At 73.8% G+C, this 18,984-nt stretch carries 22 protein-coding genes; 12 read left to right on the plus strand and 10 right to left on the minus strand.

Going from position 1 to position 18,984, the window contains the following annotated elements; translation table 11 throughout:
• Positions 1-147: 147 nt before the first annotated feature.
• Positions 148-936, plus strand: a complete 789-nt coding sequence (locus tag GA0070213_RS26485; protein WP_091070500.1) for a sporulation protein — start codon at positions 148-150, stop codon at positions 934-936.
• A 12-nt stretch (positions 937-948) separates the two neighbouring features.
• Here GA0070213_RS26485 and dtd read toward each other — a convergent pair whose 3' ends face one another.
• Positions 949-1,371, minus strand: coding sequence for a D-aminoacyl-tRNA deacylase (gene dtd, locus GA0070213_RS26490; RefSeq protein WP_091070503.1), 423 nt, complete (start codon positions 1,369-1,371; stop codon positions 949-951).
• Positions 1,371-2,855, minus strand: a complete 1,485-nt coding sequence (locus tag GA0070213_RS26495; RefSeq protein WP_175441513.1) for a DUF7782 domain-containing protein — start codon at positions 2,853-2,855, stop codon at positions 1,371-1,373. The genes dtd and GA0070213_RS26495 overlap by 1 nt, the downstream gene beginning before the upstream one ends.
• A gap of 183 nt (positions 2,856-3,038) precedes the next feature.
• Between GA0070213_RS26495 and GA0070213_RS26500 the strand changes: the two genes are divergently transcribed.
• From GA0070213_RS26500 to GA0070213_RS26510, 3 genes are all read left to right on the plus strand, one after another.
• Positions 3,039-4,259 carry a S8 family peptidase gene (locus tag GA0070213_RS26500; RefSeq protein WP_091070505.1) on the plus strand — a complete coding sequence of 407 codons (1,221 nt, stop codon included), beginning with the start codon at positions 3,039-3,041 and terminating at the stop codon, positions 4,257-4,259.
• 111 nt (positions 4,260-4,370) lie between these two features.
• Entirely contained in the window at positions 4,371-4,946 is a 576-nt protein-coding gene (locus GA0070213_RS26505; RefSeq protein WP_091070507.1) for an HhH-GPD-type base excision DNA repair protein, read from the plus strand.
• The gene (locus GA0070213_RS26510) at positions 4,943-6,169 is read left to right on the plus strand and encodes a low temperature requirement protein A (protein WP_091070509.1); all 1,227 of its coding nucleotides are present in this window, start codon (positions 4,943-4,945) and stop codon (positions 6,167-6,169) included. The genes GA0070213_RS26505 and GA0070213_RS26510 overlap by 4 nt, the downstream gene beginning before the upstream one ends.
• A 4-nt stretch (positions 6,170-6,173) precedes the next feature.
• Here the strand turns inward: GA0070213_RS26510 and GA0070213_RS26515 are convergent, their stop codons facing one another.
• Together GA0070213_RS26515 and GA0070213_RS26520 are read right to left on the minus strand one after the other, a co-directional pair.
• Positions 6,174-6,485, minus strand: a complete 312-nt coding sequence (locus GA0070213_RS26515; RefSeq protein ID WP_091070512.1) for a hypothetical protein — start codon at positions 6,483-6,485, stop codon at positions 6,174-6,176.
• Positions 6,475-6,786, minus strand: a complete 312-nt coding sequence (locus tag GA0070213_RS26520; RefSeq protein WP_091070514.1) for a hypothetical protein — start codon at positions 6,784-6,786, stop codon at positions 6,475-6,477. Before GA0070213_RS26520 ends, GA0070213_RS26515 begins: the two co-directional genes overlap by 11 nt.
• Before the next feature lie 98 nt (positions 6,787-6,884).
• On the opposite strand from GA0070213_RS26520, the gene GA0070213_RS26525 reads away from it, so the two are divergent.
• Positions 6,885-7,241 (plus strand): DUF3099 domain-containing protein, encoded by a 357-nt coding sequence (locus GA0070213_RS26525; protein WP_091070517.1) that lies wholly within the window; start codon positions 6,885-6,887, stop codon positions 7,239-7,241.
• A 181-nt stretch (positions 7,242-7,422) separates the two neighbouring features.
• Here the strand turns inward: GA0070213_RS26525 and GA0070213_RS26530 are convergent, their stop codons facing one another.
• Positions 7,423-8,319, minus strand: a complete 897-nt coding sequence (locus tag GA0070213_RS26530; protein WP_091070519.1) for a carbohydrate kinase family protein — start codon at positions 8,317-8,319, stop codon at positions 7,423-7,425.
• The gene (locus GA0070213_RS26535; RefSeq protein WP_091070521.1) at positions 8,316-9,248 is read right to left on the minus strand and encodes a pseudouridine-5'-phosphate glycosidase; all 933 of its coding nucleotides are present in this window, start codon (positions 9,246-9,248) and stop codon (positions 8,316-8,318) included. Before GA0070213_RS26535 ends, GA0070213_RS26530 begins: the two co-directional genes overlap by 4 nt.
• Positions 9,249-9,335: 87 nt before the next feature.
• On the opposite strand from GA0070213_RS26535, the gene GA0070213_RS26540 reads away from it, so the two are divergent.
• The 3 genes from GA0070213_RS26540 (at position 9,336) to GA0070213_RS26550 (ending at position 12,052) form a co-directional block, all read left to right on the plus strand.
• Positions 9,336-9,554 (plus strand): DUF3039 domain-containing protein, encoded by a 219-nt coding sequence (locus GA0070213_RS26540; protein ID WP_091070524.1) that lies wholly within the window; start codon positions 9,336-9,338, stop codon positions 9,552-9,554.
• Between the two features lie 40 nt (positions 9,555-9,594).
• Positions 9,595-10,215 (plus strand): trimeric intracellular cation channel family protein, encoded by a 621-nt coding sequence (locus GA0070213_RS26545; RefSeq protein ID WP_091070526.1) that lies wholly within the window; start codon positions 9,595-9,597, stop codon positions 10,213-10,215.
• 85 nt (positions 10,216-10,300) lie between these two features.
• Complete coding sequence (locus tag GA0070213_RS26550) at positions 10,301-12,052, plus strand: DEAD/DEAH box helicase (RefSeq protein ID WP_091070529.1); 1,752 nt, start codon at positions 10,301-10,303, stop codon at positions 12,050-12,052.
• Positions 12,053-12,192: 140 nt separating this feature from the next.
• Here GA0070213_RS26550 and GA0070213_RS26555 read toward each other — a convergent pair whose 3' ends face one another.
• Together GA0070213_RS26555 and GA0070213_RS26560 are read right to left on the minus strand one after the other, a co-directional pair.
• The gene (locus GA0070213_RS26555) at positions 12,193-12,426 is read right to left on the minus strand and encodes a DUF7455 domain-containing protein (protein ID WP_091070720.1); all 234 of its coding nucleotides are present in this window, start codon (positions 12,424-12,426) and stop codon (positions 12,193-12,195) included.
• 247 nt (positions 12,427-12,673) lie between these two features.
• Entirely contained in the window at positions 12,674-14,266 is a 1,593-nt protein-coding gene (locus tag GA0070213_RS26560; RefSeq protein WP_091070531.1) for an RNA polymerase sigma factor, read from the minus strand.
• A 284-nt stretch (positions 14,267-14,550) separates the two neighbouring features.
• Between GA0070213_RS26560 and GA0070213_RS26565 the strand changes: the two genes are divergently transcribed.
• Positions 14,551-15,372, plus strand: coding sequence for an inositol monophosphatase family protein (locus GA0070213_RS26565; RefSeq protein ID WP_091070532.1), 822 nt, complete (start codon positions 14,551-14,553; stop codon positions 15,370-15,372).
• Positions 15,373-15,579: 207 nt separating this feature from the next.
• Here GA0070213_RS26565 and GA0070213_RS26570 read toward each other — a convergent pair whose 3' ends face one another.
• Positions 15,580-16,095, minus strand: a complete 516-nt coding sequence (locus GA0070213_RS26570) for a LytR C-terminal domain-containing protein (protein ID WP_175441518.1) — start codon at positions 16,093-16,095, stop codon at positions 15,580-15,582.
• Positions 16,096-16,533: 438 nt separating this feature from the next.
• On the opposite strand from GA0070213_RS26570, the gene GA0070213_RS26575 reads away from it, so the two are divergent.
• On the plus strand, positions 16,534-16,830 hold the full coding sequence (locus tag GA0070213_RS26575) for a DUF4193 domain-containing protein (protein WP_013284790.1): 297 nt from the start codon (positions 16,534-16,536) through the stop codon (positions 16,828-16,830).
• A gap of 321 nt (positions 16,831-17,151) precedes the next feature.
• On the plus strand, positions 17,152-17,880 hold the full coding sequence (locus GA0070213_RS26580) for a hypothetical protein (RefSeq protein WP_091070723.1): 729 nt from the start codon (positions 17,152-17,154) through the stop codon (positions 17,878-17,880).
• A 15-nt stretch (positions 17,881-17,895) separates the two neighbouring features.
• Here GA0070213_RS26580 and GA0070213_RS26585 read toward each other — a convergent pair whose 3' ends face one another.
• On the minus strand, positions 17,896-18,387 hold the full coding sequence (locus tag GA0070213_RS26585) for a DUF3093 domain-containing protein (RefSeq protein WP_091070536.1): 492 nt from the start codon (positions 18,385-18,387) through the stop codon (positions 17,896-17,898).
• Positions 18,388-18,472: 85 nt separating this feature from the next.
• On the opposite strand from GA0070213_RS26585, the gene dut reads away from it, so the two are divergent.
• Entirely contained in the window at positions 18,473-18,970 is a 498-nt protein-coding gene (gene dut / locus GA0070213_RS26590) for a dUTP diphosphatase (protein WP_175441514.1), read from the plus strand.
• Positions 18,971-18,984: the final 14 nt, after the last annotated feature.

Raw genomic sequence — 18,984 nt, forward strand, 5'->3', positions numbered from 1 at the left:
TGGCGGTCGGGGCGTGAGACGGGAGTGAGGCGATCGGGGACCCGACAGGAATCCGCGTCGAACTCCGGTCGTCGCTTGCCGGAGCCGGTTACCGTGCCAGCGGACCGGCCGGCCCGGCCGGGCAGCACAGGCGATCGGAGAACACAGGTGGTCTTCAAGCGGCTCATGCAGGCGATGGGTGTGGGCGGGCCGTCGGTGCAGACGGTTCTGACCAACCCGAACTGCCGCCCCGGCGGCCTGCTGGAGGGCCGGATCCAGGTGGTCGGCGGCGACCACCCGGCGGATGTGAGCTACGTCTCGCTGGGCCTGGTCACCCGGGTCGAGGTGGAGAGCGGCGACTCGGAGTACGACACCAACCAGGAGTTCGGCCAGGTGCGGGTGACCGGCGCGTTCCGGCTGGAGCCGGGGCAGCGCCACGACGTGCCGTTCCGTTTCCAGGTGCCCTGGGAGACGCCGCTGACCGACCTGTACGGCCAGCACCTGCACGGCATGACCATGGGGTTGCGCACCGAGCTGGAGGTGGCCCGCGCGGTCGACTCGACCGACCTGGACGCGGTCGCGGTGCACCCGCTGCCGGCCCAGGAGCGGCTGCTGGAGGCGCTGCTGCGGCTGGGCTTCCGGTTCGCCCGCGCCGACGTCGAGCGGGGTCACATCTACGGCGTACGCCAGCAGTTGCCGTTCTACCAGGAGATCGAGTTCTACCCGGCGCCGCAGTACGCCCGGGCCATGAACCAGCTCGAGGTCACCTTCGTCACCGACCCGCACCAGGTGCAGGTGGTGCTGGAGATGGACAAGCGGGGCGGGCTGTTCTCCGAGGGCCGGGACGCGTTCGGCCGCTTCACCGTGGACCAGGCGACCGCGGACCGCACCGACTGGGCGGCGCAGCTCGACGGCTGGCTCCGCCAGTCGCTGTCCCGCCGCGGTTTGTTCTTCTAGGGGCCCGGTCCGTCAGAGGTCCAGCAGGAGGGTGCGGGGGCCGACGTTGACGCTCTCCACCAGCATGTGGGTGCGGAAGCGTCCGGTCTCCACCTTCGCGCCCCGGGCCCGCAGCTCCTCGACCACGGTTTCCACCAGGGGTTCCGCGAGCTGCGCGGGGGCGGCGGCGGTCCAGCTGGGCCGCCGTCCCTTGCGGGCGTCGCCGTAGAGCGTGAACTGGCTGACCACGAGCAGCGGCGCCCCGGTGTCGGCGGCGCTGCGCTCGTCGTCCAGGATGCGCAGCTCGTGCAGCTTGCGGGCCATCGTGGCGGCCACCTGCGGGGTGTCGGTGTGGGTGACGCCGAGCAGCACGAGCAGCCCGTCGGCGATCTCGCCCACCACCGCGCCGTCGACGGTCACCGAGGCCCGGCCGACGGTCTGCACCAGCGCCCGCATCAGTCGACCACCGGCTCGACGAGGCCGCGCTCGACCAGGTGCGCCACGATCGGGCCGGCCGCCTCGGCCAGCTCGCCGGGCGTCACGTCGTGCGCGGCGGCGAGCAGGGCGAGCTGGTCGCGCAGCGGCAGCCGGCCGTCCGCGCCGCCGACCAGGGCGAGCACCAGCGGGTCGATCTCCTCGGACCAGCGCAGCCCGCGCGGCGCGGCCAGGACCTGCCGGTCCACCGCCCAGCCGTCGTCGCCCATGGTGGCCTCCTGGCGCAGTTGCAGCCCGTCGGCGGCCCGGTAGCGGGCGGCGAGCAGCCCGTCGGCGTCCCGGGCGCGCAGCCAGTCCTGCCTGTCGAACCACTCGCCGATCCGGTCGCCGAGCGGCGGCTCGACCCGCTGGCGCAGGTCCTCGACCCGGACGATCGGCTGGTCGTGCCCGGCGCGGCGCAGCGACACGATGCCGAACCCGATCGCCTCCACCTTGTGCGCGTCGAACCAGTCCAGCCACGCCTCCATCCGGTGCGGGTCGGCGCTCTCCCCGACGTCGGTGAGCCACAGGTTCACGTACGCCATCGGGTCGGCCACCTCGCGCTGGATCACCCAGGCGTCCAGCCCGGTGCCGGCGAACCAGCCGGTGACCCGCTCCGCCCAGTCCTCGCCGGTGACGTGCACCCAGTTCGCCAGGTACTGCATGGTGCCGCCGTCGGTGAGCAGGCGCGGCGCGGCGGCGGCCAGCTCGGCGCCGATCGCGTCGCCGACCCGCCCCGAGTCGCGGTAGACGTGCGTGGTGGTACCGGGTCCGACCACGAACGGCGGATTGCTGACGACCAGGTCGAAGCGGCGCCCGGCGACCGGGGCGACCAGGTCGCCGCGGAGCAGCTCCCAGTCCTGACCGTTGAGCGCGGCGGTGGTGGCGGCGAAGCGCAGCGCCCGCTCGGAGACGTCGGTGGCGGTGACCCGGCGGGCGTGGGTGCTCAGGTGCAGCGCCTGCACCCCGGAGCCGGTGCCGAGGTCCAGCGCGGTCTCCACCGGGCGGCGTACGGCGGCGCCGATGAGGGTCTGGGTGGCCCCGCCGATGCCGAGCACGTGCTCGGCGTGCAATGGCCGGCCGGGACGGGCGCTGGCCGGCACGTCGGCGAGCACCCACCAGTCGTCGGCGTAGGGTTCCAGGTCGATGCCGGCGCGCAGGCCGTCGCCGTGCCGTTCGACGATGCCGCCGGCGAGCGCCTCGTCCACGCCCAGCGGGGCCAGCGCGGCGGCCACCACCGGTTCCGGTTCGGTCCGGTCGCAGATGAACACCCGGATCAGGGTGGCCAGCCGGTCGCGGTCCTCGGTGGCGCGCAGCGCGGCGCGGTAGTCGTTGCGGGCCACCCCGCCGGTGGCCTGGGAGCCGAGCCGCCCGGCGATGCCGTTGGCGGTGAAGTCGGCCCGCGTCAGCGCGGTGCGCAGCGCGTCGACCCCGGCGGGGGAGAGCAGCATGTCGTGACGGTCCACGTGGCCATCCTGCCTCGACGGCCGCCCGGCGCGGCGCGCACCCGCCGGATCGCCGGCGGTCGACGGTATTACCCGGCAACTATCTCTTTCATGAGCATCGATGTGTGGTTAGCATTCCTGCCAACATCCGTCGATGGGCGGCCCGCCGGCCACGAACCGGCCCGCCCGGTAGGGAGCCAGACGATGCCCGACGTGTCCGTTCCCCGGCGTCGCGCGCTGCGTGCGCTCGCCGTCACGGCCGCCGCCGCGGCCCTCACCGCCGCCGCCTCCACCCCGGCCCTCGCCGCGCCCACCGGCCAGATCCGGTACGCCGGGGCCGCCGACGCCGTCAGCGGCAGCTACCTGGTCGTGCTCAAGGGCGACGCGGTCGGCGCCGCGAACAGCCGTACCGCCCGCACCGCCGTGCCGGACCGGGCCGCCGGCCTGGCCAAGCGCTACGGCGGCAGCGTCGGCGCGGTGTGGACCGCCGCGCTCACCGGCTACCAGGCGAAGATGAGCACCGGACAGGCGCGCCGGCTGGCCGCCGACCCGGCCGTCGCGTACGTCGAGCAGGACCGCCGGGTCACCGTGCAGGGCACCCAGACCGGCGCCACCTGGGGCCTGGACCGGATCGACCAGCGGAACCTGCCGCTCAACAGCACCTACACCTACCCGAACACCGCCACCAACGTGCGCGCCTACATCATCGACACCGGCATCCGGACCACCCACAGCCAGTTCGGCGGCCGGGCCACCTGGGGCACCAACACGGTGGACAGCAACAACACCGACTGCAACGGCCACGGCACGCACGTCGCGGGCACGGTCGGCGGCAGCACCTACGGCGTGGCCAAGGGCGTGCGGCTGATCGCGGTGAAGGTGCTCAACTGCTCCGGCAGCGGCTCCACCGCCGGCGTGGTCAACGGCGTCAACTGGGTGACCTCGAACGCGGTCAAGCCCGCCGTGGCCAACATGAGCCTCGGCGGCGGCGTCAGCACCACGCTGGACAACGCGGTCGCCAGCTCGATCAGCTCCGGCATCACGTACGCGCTGGCCGCCGGCAACTCCAGCGCCAACGCGTGCAACTCCTCGCCGGCCCGGGTCGCCTCGGCGATCACGGTCGGCTCGACCACCAGCAGCGACGCGCGGTCGTCGTTCTCCAACTACGGTTCCTGCGTGGACATCTTCGCCCCGGGCTCGTCGATCACGTCGTCGTGGAACAGCAGCGACAGCGCGACCAACACGATCAGCGGCACCTCGATGGCCTCGCCGCACGTGGCCGGCGCGGCGGCGCTGGTGCTGTCGGCCAACCCGTCCTACAGCCCGTCACAGGTGGCCAGCTACCTCACCAGCAACGCCACCACCGGCAAGGTGACCAACCCGGGTTCGGGTTCGCCGAACCGGCTCCTCTTCGTGGTGAACTGACCCGCGTTTCGGGTCACGCGGCCCGGTGGACCCGTGGGAGTCCGCCGGGCCGCGTCGTGCGCGTCGGGGAGTCGGCGGCGGGACCGGCGCCCGGGGCGGCAGGATGGGGACATGACGCTCTCCCTGCCCATCGACCCGCAGGCCAACGAGCTGCTGACGCGCAGCCCGCTGGCCCTGCTCCTCGGCATGGTGCTGGACCAGCAGGTGCCGATGGAGAAGGCGTTCTCCTCGCCGCACGTGCTGGCGCAGCGGCTCGGCCACGAGCCGGACGCCCGGGAGCTGGCCGGGTACGACCCGGAGGCGCTGGTGGAGCTGTTCGCCCGGCCGCCGGCGCTGCACCGCTTCCCGAAGGCGATGGCGGCCCGGGTGCAGGAGGTCTGCCGGGCGCTGGTGGAGCGCTACGACGGCGACCCGGCCCGGCTCTGGTCCGAGGCGTCCGACGGCGGTGAGCTGCTGCGCCGGGTCGGTGAGTTGCCGGGCTTCGGCCGGCAGAAGGCGCAGATCTTCGTCGCGCTGCTGGGCAAGCGCTTCGGCGTGACCCCGGCGGGCTGGCGCGAGGCGGCCGGGAGCTACGGCGACGCGGACGCGTACCGGTCGGTGGCCGACGTGACCGACCCGGACTCGCTGCGTCGGGTGCGCGAGTTCAAGCAGCGGACGAAGGCGGAGGCGAAGGCCGCGAAGGGGTGACCGGGCAGCGGGGCGGGGCGCTGCTGCGCACCACGTCCAGCGCCGAGCGCGCCACGTTCCTGGAGCTCTTCTTCGACCTGGTCTTCGTCTTCGCGCTGACCCGGGTGTCCCAGCGCCTGGTGGCCGATGTCGACGGCGCGCAGATGACGACCGGCGTCCTCCGGACGCTGCTGCTCTTCCTGGTGCTCTGGCACGTCTGGACCATCACCACCTGGGTGACCAGCCGGTACGAGCCGGAGCGGGTGGTCATCCAGGCGGTCGTGGTCGGCGTCATGTTCGGCAGCCTGGTGCTCGGGGTGACGCTGCCGCGCGCGCTGGAGGAGCGGGCGCTGGCGTTCGCGCTCGCGTACGTGGTGATCATGGTCGGGCGTCCGCTGGTCCTGGTGGTGGCGTTGCGCGGGCATCCGCGGCGGATGGTGCCGGTGCGGCTGACCGGCTGGGCCGCGGCGACCGCCCCGCTCTGGCTGGTCGGCGCGCTGGTGCCCGACCTGCGCCTGCCGCTCTGGGTGGCGGCGTTGGCGGCCGACTATCTGGGCGCCTTCCTGGGCTGGCCGCTGCCCCGGATCGGTCCGTCCCGCATCCGGAGCTGGCTGGTCGCCGGGGAACACCTGGCCGAGCGCTACCAGCAGATCTTCCTCATCGCGCTGGGCGAGTCGATCCTGGTGATCGGCGTGTCCTACAGCGGGGAACGGTTCTCCGGCCGGTCGGCCGCCGCGTTCGCGCTCGCGTTCGGTGTCACCGCGCTGCTCTGGCGGCTCTACTTCCACCGGGCCGGGCACCTGCTCGCGGAGGCGCTGCGGCTGGCCGGCACGCCGGGGCGGCTGGCCGAGTCGGCCGCGCGGACCCACCTGTTCATGGTGCTCGGCGTGCTCACCGCCGCGGTCGGCTACGAGCTGGTCATCGCCCACCCGCACGAGGACGCCGACCCGCGCTGGCTGGTCTTCGTGGTGGGCGGCCCGGCGCTGTTCCTGGCCGCCCGGTCCCGCTTCGAGTACGAGATCTTCGGCCGGGTGTCCCGCTCCCGGCTGATCGGCCTGGCGGCGCTGGTGCTGGTCGCGCCGGTGCTGACGACCGGGCCGGCGGTCCTGGCGCTCGGTGTGGTGGCCGGGGTGCTGGCGCTCGTCGCGCTCGCCGACGCGCGGCGGGCCCAGGGCGCGCCACCGGAGTCCTCCGCGTCGCCGGTCGGGCGGGAGGCGCTCGGCGAGGCCGGCCCCGAGGCCTGAGCGCTCAGGCGGCGGTCGGGCGGGACAGCGAGGCCAGCGCGCGCCGCACGTCGGCCAGCGAGACCGTGGCCGAGTCGTCCAGGTCGGCGAGGCCGGCCTCGATCCACTGCCGCATCAGCGTGGTCACCCCGATGCCGCGCGCCTCGGCGGCGGCCCGGACCCGGTCGTAGGTCTCCAGCGGAAGCCGGACCGACCGGCTGACCATCGGCACGTCGGTGTCGGGGGTGGGCAGTTGCGCCGGCGGCGTCTCGTCGATCAGGTCGGCGAACGCGTCGCCGCCGCCGTGGAACCGCTTGGTCGCCTCGTCACGGTGCATCGTGACCGCCTCCTCGTCGGCGTGACCTCCGCACCGCCTCGTCGTAGCGCTTGGCCTCGACGTCGCTCAGCTCGCGGGCGGAGAGGATGTCCCAGTCGTTGTCGGTGCCGTCGGCCTCGGCCAGCAGCACGGCGAGCCGCCGGCCGCGGTGGTCGGTGGCGTAGACCACCATGACGTCGTCACCGAGGTGCCGGATGACCCGGCGGTTGCTGTGCAGGGCCTCCCAGACTTCCCCGGGCGTGACGTCGTAGACCCGCAGGTTGGCCAGCGCCTCGTCGGTGAAGCTGAACCGGTTGGCCACACTCCGGAGCGTACCACGGGCGTAACACGTGGACCGATTGTCGCCGATCGTCCGGGTGGAGTGACAGGATGGGCGTATCCCCTCGTAGGAGGTCCGTGGTGAAGCATCAGGCCTACCAGCCGATCCTGATCACCGACGCCTCGCGCAGCCAGGACGACCAGCTCAGCAGCCGGCAGAAGCGTTACGTGCTGATGATGGGCATCCGTGTCGCCTGCCTGGTCGTGGGCGCGATCCTGGTCGGCGTCCAGGCCCCGCTGCTGTGGCTGTGGTTGTCGCTGTGTGCGCTCGGCATGGCGATCATCCCGTGGCTCGCGGTGCTGCTGGCGAACGACCGCCCGCCCAAGGAGGAGCACCGCCTGGCCAACCGGTTCCAGCCCCGCGCCCGCGACGAGACCCCGCCGATGGCGCTGTCCGCCGAGGAACGCCCGCACAAGGTCATCGACGCCGAGCCCTGACCCCGAGCACTCTCCGTGACGCGCGCGGAGAGCGGTCCGGGAAAAGTCCCTATGACTGTCGGTCATATTTATGACTCACAGTCATAGCGCGGAAAAAGCAGTGCCTCGTCCCCGGCGCGACACGCCGGCAGCGGGGGGGCGAGGGCCGGGCCGGCGTGGCACCGGCCGGCCCTCCACCGGGTCAGGCTTCCGGGCGGGCCCCCACCCGGGTCACGGCAAGCGCGCCCAGGTCGCCGGCCCGGGCCAGCGCCGCGCCGGGCGAGGCGCCGGTCAGCCAGGCGGTGAGCAGGCCGGCGGCGAACGCGTCCCCCGCGCCGGTGACGTCGACCACGGCCACCCCGGGCGCCGGGGCGGCCTCCACCCGGCCGCCGCGCTCCACCCAGACCGCCCCGGCCGCGCCGCGTTTGACCACCACCCGGTGCGCCACCGAGGTCAGCGCCCGGGCCTGCGCCGCCGGGTCCAGGCCGCCGGCCAGCACCGTCGCCTCGTCCGTGTTGACCAGCAGCAGGTCGACGTCGCGTACCCAGGTCAGGAACGCCCCGCCGACGCGCCGCAACGGCGCCGCGGAGGCCGCGTCGACGCTCACCGTCAGCCCGCGTTCGCGGGCGGCGGCCAGCGCCCGCAGGCCCGCGCCGCGCGACCCGACGTCCAACAGGGTGTACGCGGACAGGTGCAGGTGCCCGGCGTCGGGCGCCCCGGCCAGCGCGGCGTCCACGTGGCGCGCGGTCAGCCGCAGGTTCGCGCCCCGCTGGCTGACCATGGTGCGCTCCCCGTCGTGGGTGAGCACGATCACCGTGCCGGTCGGGTAGCCCTCGTGCCGTTCCACCGCACAGTCCACGCCGATCCGGGTCAGCTCGGCCACCCGTTCCCGGCCGGTCTCGTCGTCGCCCACCGCGGCCACCAGCGTCACGGCCGCGCCCTGCCCGGCGAGCCAGGCCGCGGTGTTGGCCGCCTGCCCGCCACCGCTGAACCGGATGCCGGCCGCGGTGTCCGAGCCGGTCGCGAGCGGCCCGGACAGCATGGCCACCACGTCGGTGATCACGTCGCCGACCACGACGACGCGCGGCGCCGCGCTCACGGGGTGCCGGCGCGCAGGCCGGCCGCGGCGACCGCGATCCGCGCCGCCAGGTCGGCGTTGCGCAGGATGATCCGGACGTTCACCGCCAGGCTGGCGCCCTCGGTGGCGGCGTGGAAGTGGGCCAGCAGGAACGGGGTCACCGCCTTGCCGGTGATGCCCTCGCGGGCCAGTGCGGCCAACCCGTCGGCCAGGGTGCGGTCGTGCAGCGCCGGATCGAGCTGCTCGTCGGCCGGCAGCGGGTTGGCCACGATCAGCGCGCCCCGGTGCACGCCCTGCGCGGCCCGGGCGGCCAGCACGTCGGCCACCCGTTCCGGCGAGTCCACCGACCAGTCCAGGTCGAAACCGGCGTCGGTCAGATAGAACCCGGGGAACCGGCGGGTGCGGTAGCCCACCACGCCCACCCCCAGCGTCTCCAGCCGCTCCAGCGTGGCGCCGACGTCGAGGATCGACTTCACCCCGGCGCAGACCACCGCGATCGGGGTCCGGGCCAGCGTGACCAGGTCGGCCGACTCGTCGAACGTCTGCGCCGCCTCCCGGTGCACCCCGCCGAGCCCGCCGGTGGCGAACACCGGAATGCCGGCCGCCGCCGCCACCGCGCTGGTGGCCGCGACAGTGGTGGCCCCGTCCGCGCCGGTGGCCGCCGCCGGAGCCAGGTCGCGGACCGAGAGCTTGCTCACGCCGTCGACCGTGGCGAGCCGGGTCAACTGGGCGTCGTCCAACCCCACCCGCAGCTCACCGGCGACCATGCCGACGGTGGCCGGCACCGCGCCCGCGTCCCGGACCGCCTGCTCGATCTGCCGCGCCACGCGCAGATTGTCCGGCCGGGGGAGGCCGTGCGAGACGATGGTGCTCTCCAGCGCCACGACCGGACGGCCGTCCCGCAGGGCGTCGGCCACCTCACCACCGAGGCTGATGCGAAAGTTGGTCACTTCCGTTACGTTACGGGCCGCCCGCCGGGAGGGCTGTGGTGGACCCGACCCGGCCGGCCTGCGAAACTGGAAAGCCGGAGGTGGGACGTGAGCACTGAGATTCTCGAACGCCCGGAGCAGAAGGACGCCGACACCGGCCCCGAGATGTTCCACTACGTGCGTAAGGACAAGATCGCCGAGAGCGCGGTCATGGGCACGTACGTCATCGCGCTGTGCGGGGAGACCTTCCCGGTGACCAAGGCCGCCAAGCCCGGTTCCCCGGTCTGCCCGAAGTGCAAGGAGATCTACGAGTCCTGGGGCGAGTGATCGCGGGCGGCTCCGCCGCCCGCCCACGTAACCTGCGGCGGTGACCACCTCCACCGCCCTGCTCCTCGCCGACCTGACCGGCGTGGCGGTCTTCGCCGCCTCCGGCGCCTCCGCGGCGGTCGCCAAACGGCTCGACCTGTTCGGGGTGGTCTTCGTCGGCGTGGTCGCCGCCCTCGGCGGCGGCATCTTCCGCGACCTGGTCATCGACGAGGTGCCCCCGCTGGCGTTCGCCGACTGGCGCTACGCGGTCACCGCCGCGGTCACCGCCGCCGCGGTGTTCCGGCTGCATCCCCAGCTCGCCCGACTCCGCACCACGGTGCTGGTGCTCGACGCGGCCGGGCTGGCGCTGTTCACCGTCACCGGCACGCTCAAGGCGCTCGACGCGCACGTGCCGGCGGTCGGCGCCTGCATGATCGGCATGCTCACCGCGATCGGCGGCGGGCTCGGCCGGGACCTGCTCACCGGCGAGATCCCGGTGGTGCTGCGCCGGGAGATCTACGCCGTGGCCGCGCTCGCCGGCTCCGTCGTGGTGGCGCTGCTGTCGACGTACGGGCGGGCCACCACCGTGCCGCTGACCGGCGCGGCGGTCTTCGTCTTCGGGCTGCGCCTGATCTCGCTGCGCCGGCGCTGGTCCGCCCCGGTGCCGACGGTGCGGATGTGACCAGCGTGGCGTCGGGTGGGGCGGCACGCCCCCGCTGGTTATGCTGGGTCGGCCTTCGCGGCACCGGATGCGCGAGGGTCTTTTCATGGGGAGAGGAGCACGCGTGCCACCGCGGTTGCCGGCGCTCGACACGTTCCCGCCCCTCCGTTCCTGGCAACGCAGGGCGATGGTGGAATACCTGCGCCGCCGCGCCGAGGACTTCACCGCGGTCGCCACGCCCGGCGCCGGCAAGACCACGTTCGCCCTGCGGATCGCCGCCGAGCTGCTCGCCGACGGCACCGTCGAGGCGGTCACCGTGGTCGCGCCCACCGAGCACCTGAAGACCCAGTGGGCGCAGGCCGCGGCCCGGGTCGGCATCCAGCTCGACGCCGCGTTCCGCAACGCCGACCTGCACTCCGCCGCCGACTTCCACGGCGCGGTGGTCACGTACGCCCAGGTCGGCATGGCGCCGCAGGTGCACCGGCGGCGCACGATGACCCGGCGGACGCTTGTCATCCTCGACGAGATCCACCACGCCGGCGACGCCCGGACCTGGGGCGACGGCGTCAAGGCGGCGTTCGAGCCCGCGGTCCGCCGGCTGATGCTGACCGGCACGCCGTTCCGCTCCGACGACAACCCGATCCCGTTCGTCAGCTACGAACGCGGCGGGGACGGGCTGCTGCGCTCCCGAGCCGACTCCGTCTACGGCTACTCCGACGCGTTGCGCGACGGCGTGGTCCGGCCGGTGCTGTTCCTGGCCTACTCCGGGGAGACCCGGTGGCGCACCAACGCCGGCGACGAGCTGGCCGCCCGGCTGGGCGAGCCGATGACGCAGGACCTGATCGCGCAGGCGTGGCGCACCGCGCTGGACCCGGCCGGCGACTGGATGCCGCAGGTGCTGCGCGCCGCCGACGCCCGGCTGAGCGTGCTGCGGGCCAACGGCATGCCCGACGCGGGCGGCCTGGTCATCGCCAGCGACCAGCAGGTGGCGCGGGCGTACGCGAAGCTGCTGGAGCAGGTGACCGGCGAGAAGGCCGCCGTGGTGCTCTCCGACGACCAGGGCGCGTCCGCGCGGATCGCGACGTTCGCGACGTCCGAGCAACGCTGGTTGGTCGCGGTGCGGATGGTGTCCGAGGGCGTGGACATCCCCCGGCTGGCCGTCGGGGTGTACGCGACCAGCGCCAGCACCGCGCTCTACTTCGCGCAGGCGATCGGCCGGTTCGTCCGGGCCCGCCGGCCCGGCGAGACCGCCTCGGTGTTCCTGCCCAGCGTGCCCCACCTGCTCGGGCTGGCCAGCGAGATGGAGGTCGAGCGGGACCACGTGCTCGGCAAGCCCAAGGACCGCGAGGGCTTCGACGACGACCTGTTGGAGCGCGCCCAGCGCGACGACGGCGCCAGCGGCGAGCTGGAGAAGCGGTTCGCCGCGCTCTCCGCCACCGCCGAGCTGGACCAGGTCATCTTCGACGGCGCGTCCTTCGGCACCGCCGCCCAGGCCGGCACCCCGGAGGAGGAGGAATACCTCGGCCTGCCCGGTCTGCTCACCGCCGACCAGGTCTCCCTGCTGCTGACCAAGCGGCAGGCCGACCAGCTCGCCGCGCAGAAGCGCCGGGCGGCCCAGCGGACCGCTGAGCCGGCCGCTGCCGCGCCGGTGGCGGCGCCCCCGGTGCTGAGCGCGGCCCAGCGTCGGGTGGCCCTGCGGCGGCAATTGAACGCCCTGGTGGCCGCCCGACACCACCGCACCGGCCAGCCGCACGGCAAGATCCACGCCGAGTTGCGCCGGCTCTGCGGCGGCCCGCCCAGCGCCCAGGCGACGATCGAGCAGCTCGAGGAGCGCATCGCCACCGTGCAGACCTTGTAAGGAGGGGCCCCTTCTTAACGCCTGCGGTAGAGGCGTGGCCCCTTCTTAACACCACCGACGGCAGGGCACGAAAAACCGACCGGAGGCGCCCGTCTGGGCGTCTCCGGTCGGTTATGTCGCGTTGCGGATTGTTTGTCGGCTCAGTTCGCCATCAGATCGGTGCCCCGCCAGCTGAACTCCGGGTCCGTCGCGTACCGCACGGTGATCTTCACGAGATCCTCCGCGTACTTGTTCGCGTGGTGCCCACAGAACACCAGCTCACTCCCACCCGACAGGGTGATGCGGAGCTTGCCGGCAGCATTACAGCGGTCGCACCGTTCATCGGCGGCCGGGGGGCTCACCGTCTCGGGCGGCGGCGTGAGGGTCGGGGTCATCGCCTTCCTCCTCTGGTCGTCACCGATGAACACACTCGTCGGTCGTTGCTCACCTATCGTGCAACACCCATCTCGGGCCCTGCCTTCCCTGTGTGCCCGCGGGGGACCGAGGTCACACCTGGCGTGGAAGACAGTGTGCCGTGCACCAAGGGTGCCACGTCAACGATCACAAACGTGCAACCGACCGATCACTGATCAGTGTTCTACGGCTGGTGATCAAAGCGACACGTCTGGTTGACGTGTGCGGTCAGTCCAGGTAGTCGCGGAGCACCTGGGAACGCGAGGGGTGCCGCAACTTGGACATGGTCTTGGACTCGATCTGGCGGATGCGCTCCCGGGTCACGCCGTACACCTGGCCGATCTCGTCCAGGGTGCGCGGCTGGCCGTCGGTGAGACCGAAGCGCAGCCGCACCACACCCGCCTCACGCTCGGACAACGTCTGCAGGACCTGCTGGAGCTGGTCCTGCAGCAGCGAGAACGACACCGCGTCGACCGCCACGACGGCCTCGGAGTCCTCGATGAAGTCACCGAGCTGGCTGTCGCCCTCGTCGCCGATGGTCTGGTCGAGCGAGATGGGCTCCCGGGCGTACTGCTGGATCTCCAGCACCTTCTCCGGTGTGATGTCCATCTCCTTGGCCAGCTCCTCCGGGGTGGGCTCGCGGCCCAGGTCCTGGAGCAGCTCGCGCTGGATCCGGCCGAGCTTGTTGATCACCTCGACCATGTGCACCGGGATGCGGATGGTGCGGGCCTGGTCGGCCATGGCGCGGGTGATGGCCTGGCGGATCCACCAGGTGGCGTACGTGGAGAACTTGTAGCCCTTGGTGTAGTCGAACTTCTCGACGGCGCGGATGAGGCCGAGGTTGCCCTCCTGGATGAGGTCGAGGAAGGCCATGCCCCGCCCGGTGTAGCGCTTGGCCAGCGACACCACCAGCCGCAGGTTCGCCTCGAGCAGGTGGTTCTTGGCCCGCTCGCCGTCCCGGGAGATCCACATCAGGTCGCGCTGCATGTCGCGGACCAGCTTCTCCTCGCCCTCGTCGGCGGCGCGCAGCCGCTCGGCGGCGTAGAGGCCGGCCTCGATCCGCTTGGCGAGCTCGACCTCCTGCTCCGCGTTGAGCAGGGGGACCTTGCCGATCTGCTTGAGGTAGGCGCGGACCGAGTCGGCGGAGGCGGTCAGCTCGGCGTCGCGACGCGCCTGCTTGAGCGCCTCGGACTCCTCGTCGTCCCACTCGAAGTCGCCGTCGGTGGCGGAGCTCGCCGCGTCGGCGGCGGCGGCCTGGGCCAGCTCGGCCGGCTCCTCGACCACCACGTCCTCGATCTCGGCGGCCAGCGTCTCCGGGTCGACGTCACCCTCGGCGCCGGGCTTCGCCGGCTTGGCCGCGGCCGTCTTGGCGGCCACGGTGGCCTTGGTGGCCCGGGTCGCCTTGGTGGCCTTCGCCGGGGCGGCGACCTTCGCGGCCACCTCGGCGCCGCCGGCGGCCTTGCGGGCCGTGGCCTTGCGCGGGGCCGGAGCGGGGGCCTCGTCGGCGGCGGGCGCCTGCTTCGGGGCGGGCGCGGCGGCCTTCTTGGTGGTCTTGGCGGTGGTGGCCCGGGAAGCCGGTGTGGCGGAGCGGGCCGCGGCGACCCGGCGTCGGGTGCTCGCGGAGCCGTCCACCACCACCGTCACGCCCGCCTCGGAGAGCGCGCGGAGGATCTTCTTGGCCTGGGCCGGGGTCACCTCAGCGGACTCGACGGTGCGCGCGAGCTGGGCCGACGTGAGCTGACCGCCGGCGCTCTGCGCGTGGGCGATCAGGGTGTCGGTGAGCGAGCGAACGTCGGCGCCGGTCTGGCGGGGTTCTGTCACGAATGACCTTCCGGAGGCGAAGAGCGAGCACGGCCGGGTCGTCCGGCGCAGCACGAACGGCCGTGCCGGGCGAGTCTTTGAGGGACCCCCGTGTCCCGGTCCGTCCGGTCGCTGGCGGTCCGTGGCGCGTGGGCAGGGTGAATTGTAACGCCGTCTGCCGCGATCATCCCGCGCCGCACGGCGTAACCGTGGCCGGGACCGCCGATTCGGCGCAGATGTGGACTTTGTAAGGATGATACCCACGCGCGAACCGGGCGGTCCCGGTCGTGCGGGAAGGGACGAACATGACCACCTCGGCGCCCTCGCCGCAGGAACTGCTCACGATCGCCGTCGAGGTGGCGCGGGACGCCGCCGCCACCGCTCACCGGATGCGGTCCGAGGGCGTGTCGGTGGCCGCGACCAAGAGCACGGTGACCGACGTGGTCACCGCCGCCGACCGCGCGGTCGAGCGGCAGGTGCTGGCCGCGCTGCGGGATCGGCGGCCCGGCGACGCGGTGCTGGGGGAGGAGTACGGCGCCGGGGAGACCGGCCCCGCCGCGCCGGACGGCGTGCGCTGGGTCGTCGACCCGATCGACGGCACCGTCAACTACCTCTACGGGCTGCCCTACTGCGCGGTGTCGCTCGCCGCCGAGGTGGCCGGCGAGGTCGTCGCCGGGGTGGTGCGCAACGTGTTCACCGGGGAGGAGTGGACCGCGACCGTGGGCGGCGGGGCCTGGCGGGACGGTCGGCGGCTGCGCTGCTCCGCCGAGACCGATCTCGGGCAGGCGCTGGTCGCCACCGGCTTCGGCTACGACGCCGGCCGCCGCTCCCACCAGGCCCGGGTGGTCGCCGAGTTGATCCCGCACGTGCGGGACATCCGCCGGATGGGCGCTGCCGCGCTCGACCTCTGCCTCGCCGCCGAGGGGCGGGTGGACGCCTATTTCGAGAAGGGGCTGGCCGCCTGGGACCTCGCCGCCGGCGGGCTGGTGGCGCGGGAGGCCGGGCTGCTGGTGACCGGGGTGTCCGGCCGGCCGGCCGGGCCGGACCTGGTGCTCGCCGCGCCGCCGGCGCTGCACGGGCCGCTGCACACCCGCCTCACCGACCTGGACGCCTCCGGCGGCCCCTGACCCGCACTCCGGCGTGCCGGGCGGCCGTGCCCGTGCTCCGGCGCGTGTGGCGGCTGTGCCCCCACTCCGGCGTGCCGGGCGGCCGTGCCCGCGCCGCGGTACGGCGGAGAAGCCGTGCCGGCGCCGGGACACGCGACAGGGCGGCCCCGCCCGGATGCCCGGGGGACCGCCCTGTGTCGTCGTCGGGCCGGTGGTCCGGCCCGCCGGTCACTTCTCGACCGGCATCGGGCACGTCTGGGCCGGCGCCTCGGGCGCGCCGAGGTCGCCGAGCGACTGGTTCACCTCGGTGGTGGTGGCCAGCTGCTGGTAGCTGTTGCCGAGGACCACGTCGACGGTGTCGTCCTTGCGGGTGGGTTGGAACACCTGCTCGGCCTCGTTGAGGAAGTAGGCGCGCAGCAGGTGGGCGGAGCCCACGCCCTTGGGGCCGAAGCGCAGCACCGCCACGCCGTCGACCGCCTTCTTCTCGTTGCCGACCTTCTTGACCTGGAACTTCCGGTTGCGGAAGTCGTCCGCGACACTGCCGGCCCGGCCGGCCTCGTCGGTGGCGTTGAAGACGTTGATCTTCACGTCTTTCTGCTCGCGTAGTCGCAGGTCGACCAGCGGCCAGCCGTCGGGGCAGCCGGCCGCGGTGCCGGCCTCGCTCTGACTGTCGCGAACCACCGCGACGATCACGAAGACCAGGGCGATGACCGCCAGCAGTCCGACGACAACGAGTGCCCGCACTCGCGCAAAACTCATCCTGGGCGCTCCCCGGACAGTGATTGGGTGGCGGCGGCCGCCGCGGTCGGGCCGCGTCTGTCGACCGTCGGAGTACGCCGCTGAGGTTAACCCTTGTCCGGCTCCCGCGTGGAAACAGTCCGACATGCCGGCGCGCCACGGAGGGAACGGGTAGGACTACCCCTATCTTCGTGTCGCCTGAGTCACATTGGGAACAACTTCGGGCCCAGGGGCGTACATCTCTCCCGCGAGGGCGGTATACATGCCTCGCCCAAAGGGGGGGTAAGGTTCCGCGCTCGCCGGGGGGTTCCGCTCCGGCAAGCCCGACCCAACGGTCGTCGGGTCGGGTGCCCGACACAGATGGTGGCCGGCCAGGGGAACCGAAACGGCGTCGTCCGGCGTTACAACCGGCAGCGACCATATCGATATTGGAGAGTGAAACCGATGGCCACCGACTACGACGCCCCGCGTCGCGACGAGGTCGACCTCGGCGAGGACAGCCTCGAGGAGCTCAAGGCCCGGCGGGTCGACTCACAGTCGGGCGCCGTGGACGTGGACGAGGCCGAGGTGGCCGAGAGCTTCGAGCTGCCCGGCGCCGACCTGGCCGACGAGGAGCTCACGGTCAAGGTCCTCCCGATGCAGCAGGACGAGTTCCGGTGCGCCCGCTGCTTCCTGGTCCACCACCGCAGCCAGCTGGCGGTCGAGCGCAACGGCGACCTGATCTGCCGCGAGTGCGTCTGATCCCGAGCCGGGACACCGGCGGCGGCCTCCTCGACGGGGCCGCCGCTGTTCGAGCCGCCGTGCGCCGGTGGCGGGAAGCTGCTTGACTCGTACGGGCGGCCTCCACGCCGCGCGGAGCAGGAGGGCGGACGGGTGAGCGAGCGCAGCGAGCGGGCCGGCGGGACCGACCGGACGCCGGTCCCGGGGACGGGACCGAAACCGTCCACCCGGGAGGCGACGAGCGACCCGGTCGCCCCGGACCCGACGAGCGACCCGGTCGCCCCGGAGGCGGCCCACACGCCGTCCGGCGAGGGCGGCGCGGGCGGCGACTCCGGCGAGGAGTTGGGCGCCACGGTCGCCGCGCTGACCGCCGACGACATCGCACCGGCCCGTCGCCGGCAACTGCTGGTCCGGCTGGTCGGCCAGGCCCGGGCCCGCGGGATCAGCGACCTGTTCAAACCCAGGGCGGCACTGCGCTGGATGACCGAGACGGTCGCCGAGGTCGCGCCGCACGTGCCGATCCGTGACGTCGCCACGCTGCGGCGACACTTCCCCGGCCTGGACGACGACGCGCTCGCCGACCGACTGGTCCGCAACGCGTCCCGGGCCACCGCCGGCATCGGCGCGGCCGGTGGCGGCGTCGCCGCGGTCGAGTGGGCGGTCACGCCGACCCTGCTCTCCGCCCCCGTCCTGCTGGCCGCCGAGACGGTCGCCGTGGTGGCGATCGAGCTGAAGCTCATCGGGGAGCTGCACGAGCTGCACCGGATGCCGCTGCCCACCGGCGGCACCGCGCGTACGGTCGCGCTGGTGCAGTCCTGGGCCGGCCAGCGGGGGATCAACCCGATGATGCCCGGCGTCGGGGTGAGCGCCGTGCTCGGCACCGCCGCCCGCCGGGAGCTGCGGGACAGCCTGTTGCGCCGCTTCGGCCGCAACCTCACCACGCTCGGGCCGTTCCTGACCGGCGCGGCAGTGGCCGGCTATCTCAACCGCCGGGCCACCCGGGCGCTGGGCGAGCAGCTCCGCAAGGACCTCCGGCACACCGCCCGAGGGTTGCCCGGCAAGCCGACCTGAGGGGCCCGGCCGCGCTCAGGCGGCGTCGCGGGCGGCCAGCAACGCCGCGGCCAGCTCCACCGGGTGCCGGGTGCTGACCACCCAGAACGGGGTGGGGTCGGCCGGGTCGTCCAGCACCACCTGGACGGCGCCGCCGACCCACGGGCGCTGCACCACGAAGGCGAGCGGGTCGGCGCCCACGCCGAGCACCTCGCGCCGGCCGGCCGCGTCCAGCGGCACCGCGTCCGCGACGTGACGCACCGGCAGGCGGGCGTCGTCGACCAGCAGCTCGCCGTCGCGGACCGCCACCCGGATCCGGCCCAGCCATGCCAGCGCCGCCACCGTGGCGGGGATCAGCAGCACGAACGGCAGCCAGGCCCGGAACCCGGTCGCGCCCAGCCACAGCTCGGCGGCGAGCAGCCCGGCCACGGCCAGCCCCGCGGGCCAGGCCCACCAGGGCAGCCCCAGACGCTCCGCGTAGGGCGCGGGGGTGGCCGTCGGGGCGGCCGGGGATGACGACTGACGCACACTGCGAGGGTACGGCGCGTGGCGCGCCGACCAACCGGCAGGATGGCAGGGTCACCCCGCGAGGACCGGACGGAAGAGGATGACCGTGACAGATGTCGTGCCCGTGCCCGTACGGCAGCTCGACCCGGAGCTGCCGCTGCCGGCGTACTCCCATCCCGGCGACGCCGGCGCGGACCTGGTGGCCGCCGCGGACGTGGAGCTGCCGCCCGGCGGCCGGGCCCTGGTGCCCACCGGCGTCGCGGTGGCCCTGCCGGAGGGGTACGTGGGGCTGGTCCACCCCCGATCGGGGTTGGCCGCCAGGCTCGGCGTGACGGTGCTCAACGCGCCCGGTACGGTCGACGCCGGCTACCGGGGTGAGATCCTGGTCAACCTGATCAACCATGATCGGGACACGCCGGCGACGATCAGCCGGGGCGACCGGATCGCGCAGCTCGTCGTCCAGCGGGTCGCCCGGGCCGAGTTCCGGCCGGTGGCCGAGCTGCCCGGGTCCCGGCGCGGCGCCGGGGGCCACGGGTCCACCGGCGGGCACGCCGGGCTGGTTCCGGCTGCGGCCGGCGGGCAGAACGAAGAGGTGGCAGGGTGAGTGCGAACAGCGGA

The organism is Micromonospora humi (assembly GCF_900090105.1).
In the GTDB taxonomy this organism is placed as follows: Bacteria; Actinomycetota; Actinomycetes; order Mycobacteriales; family Micromonosporaceae; genus Micromonospora; species Micromonospora humi.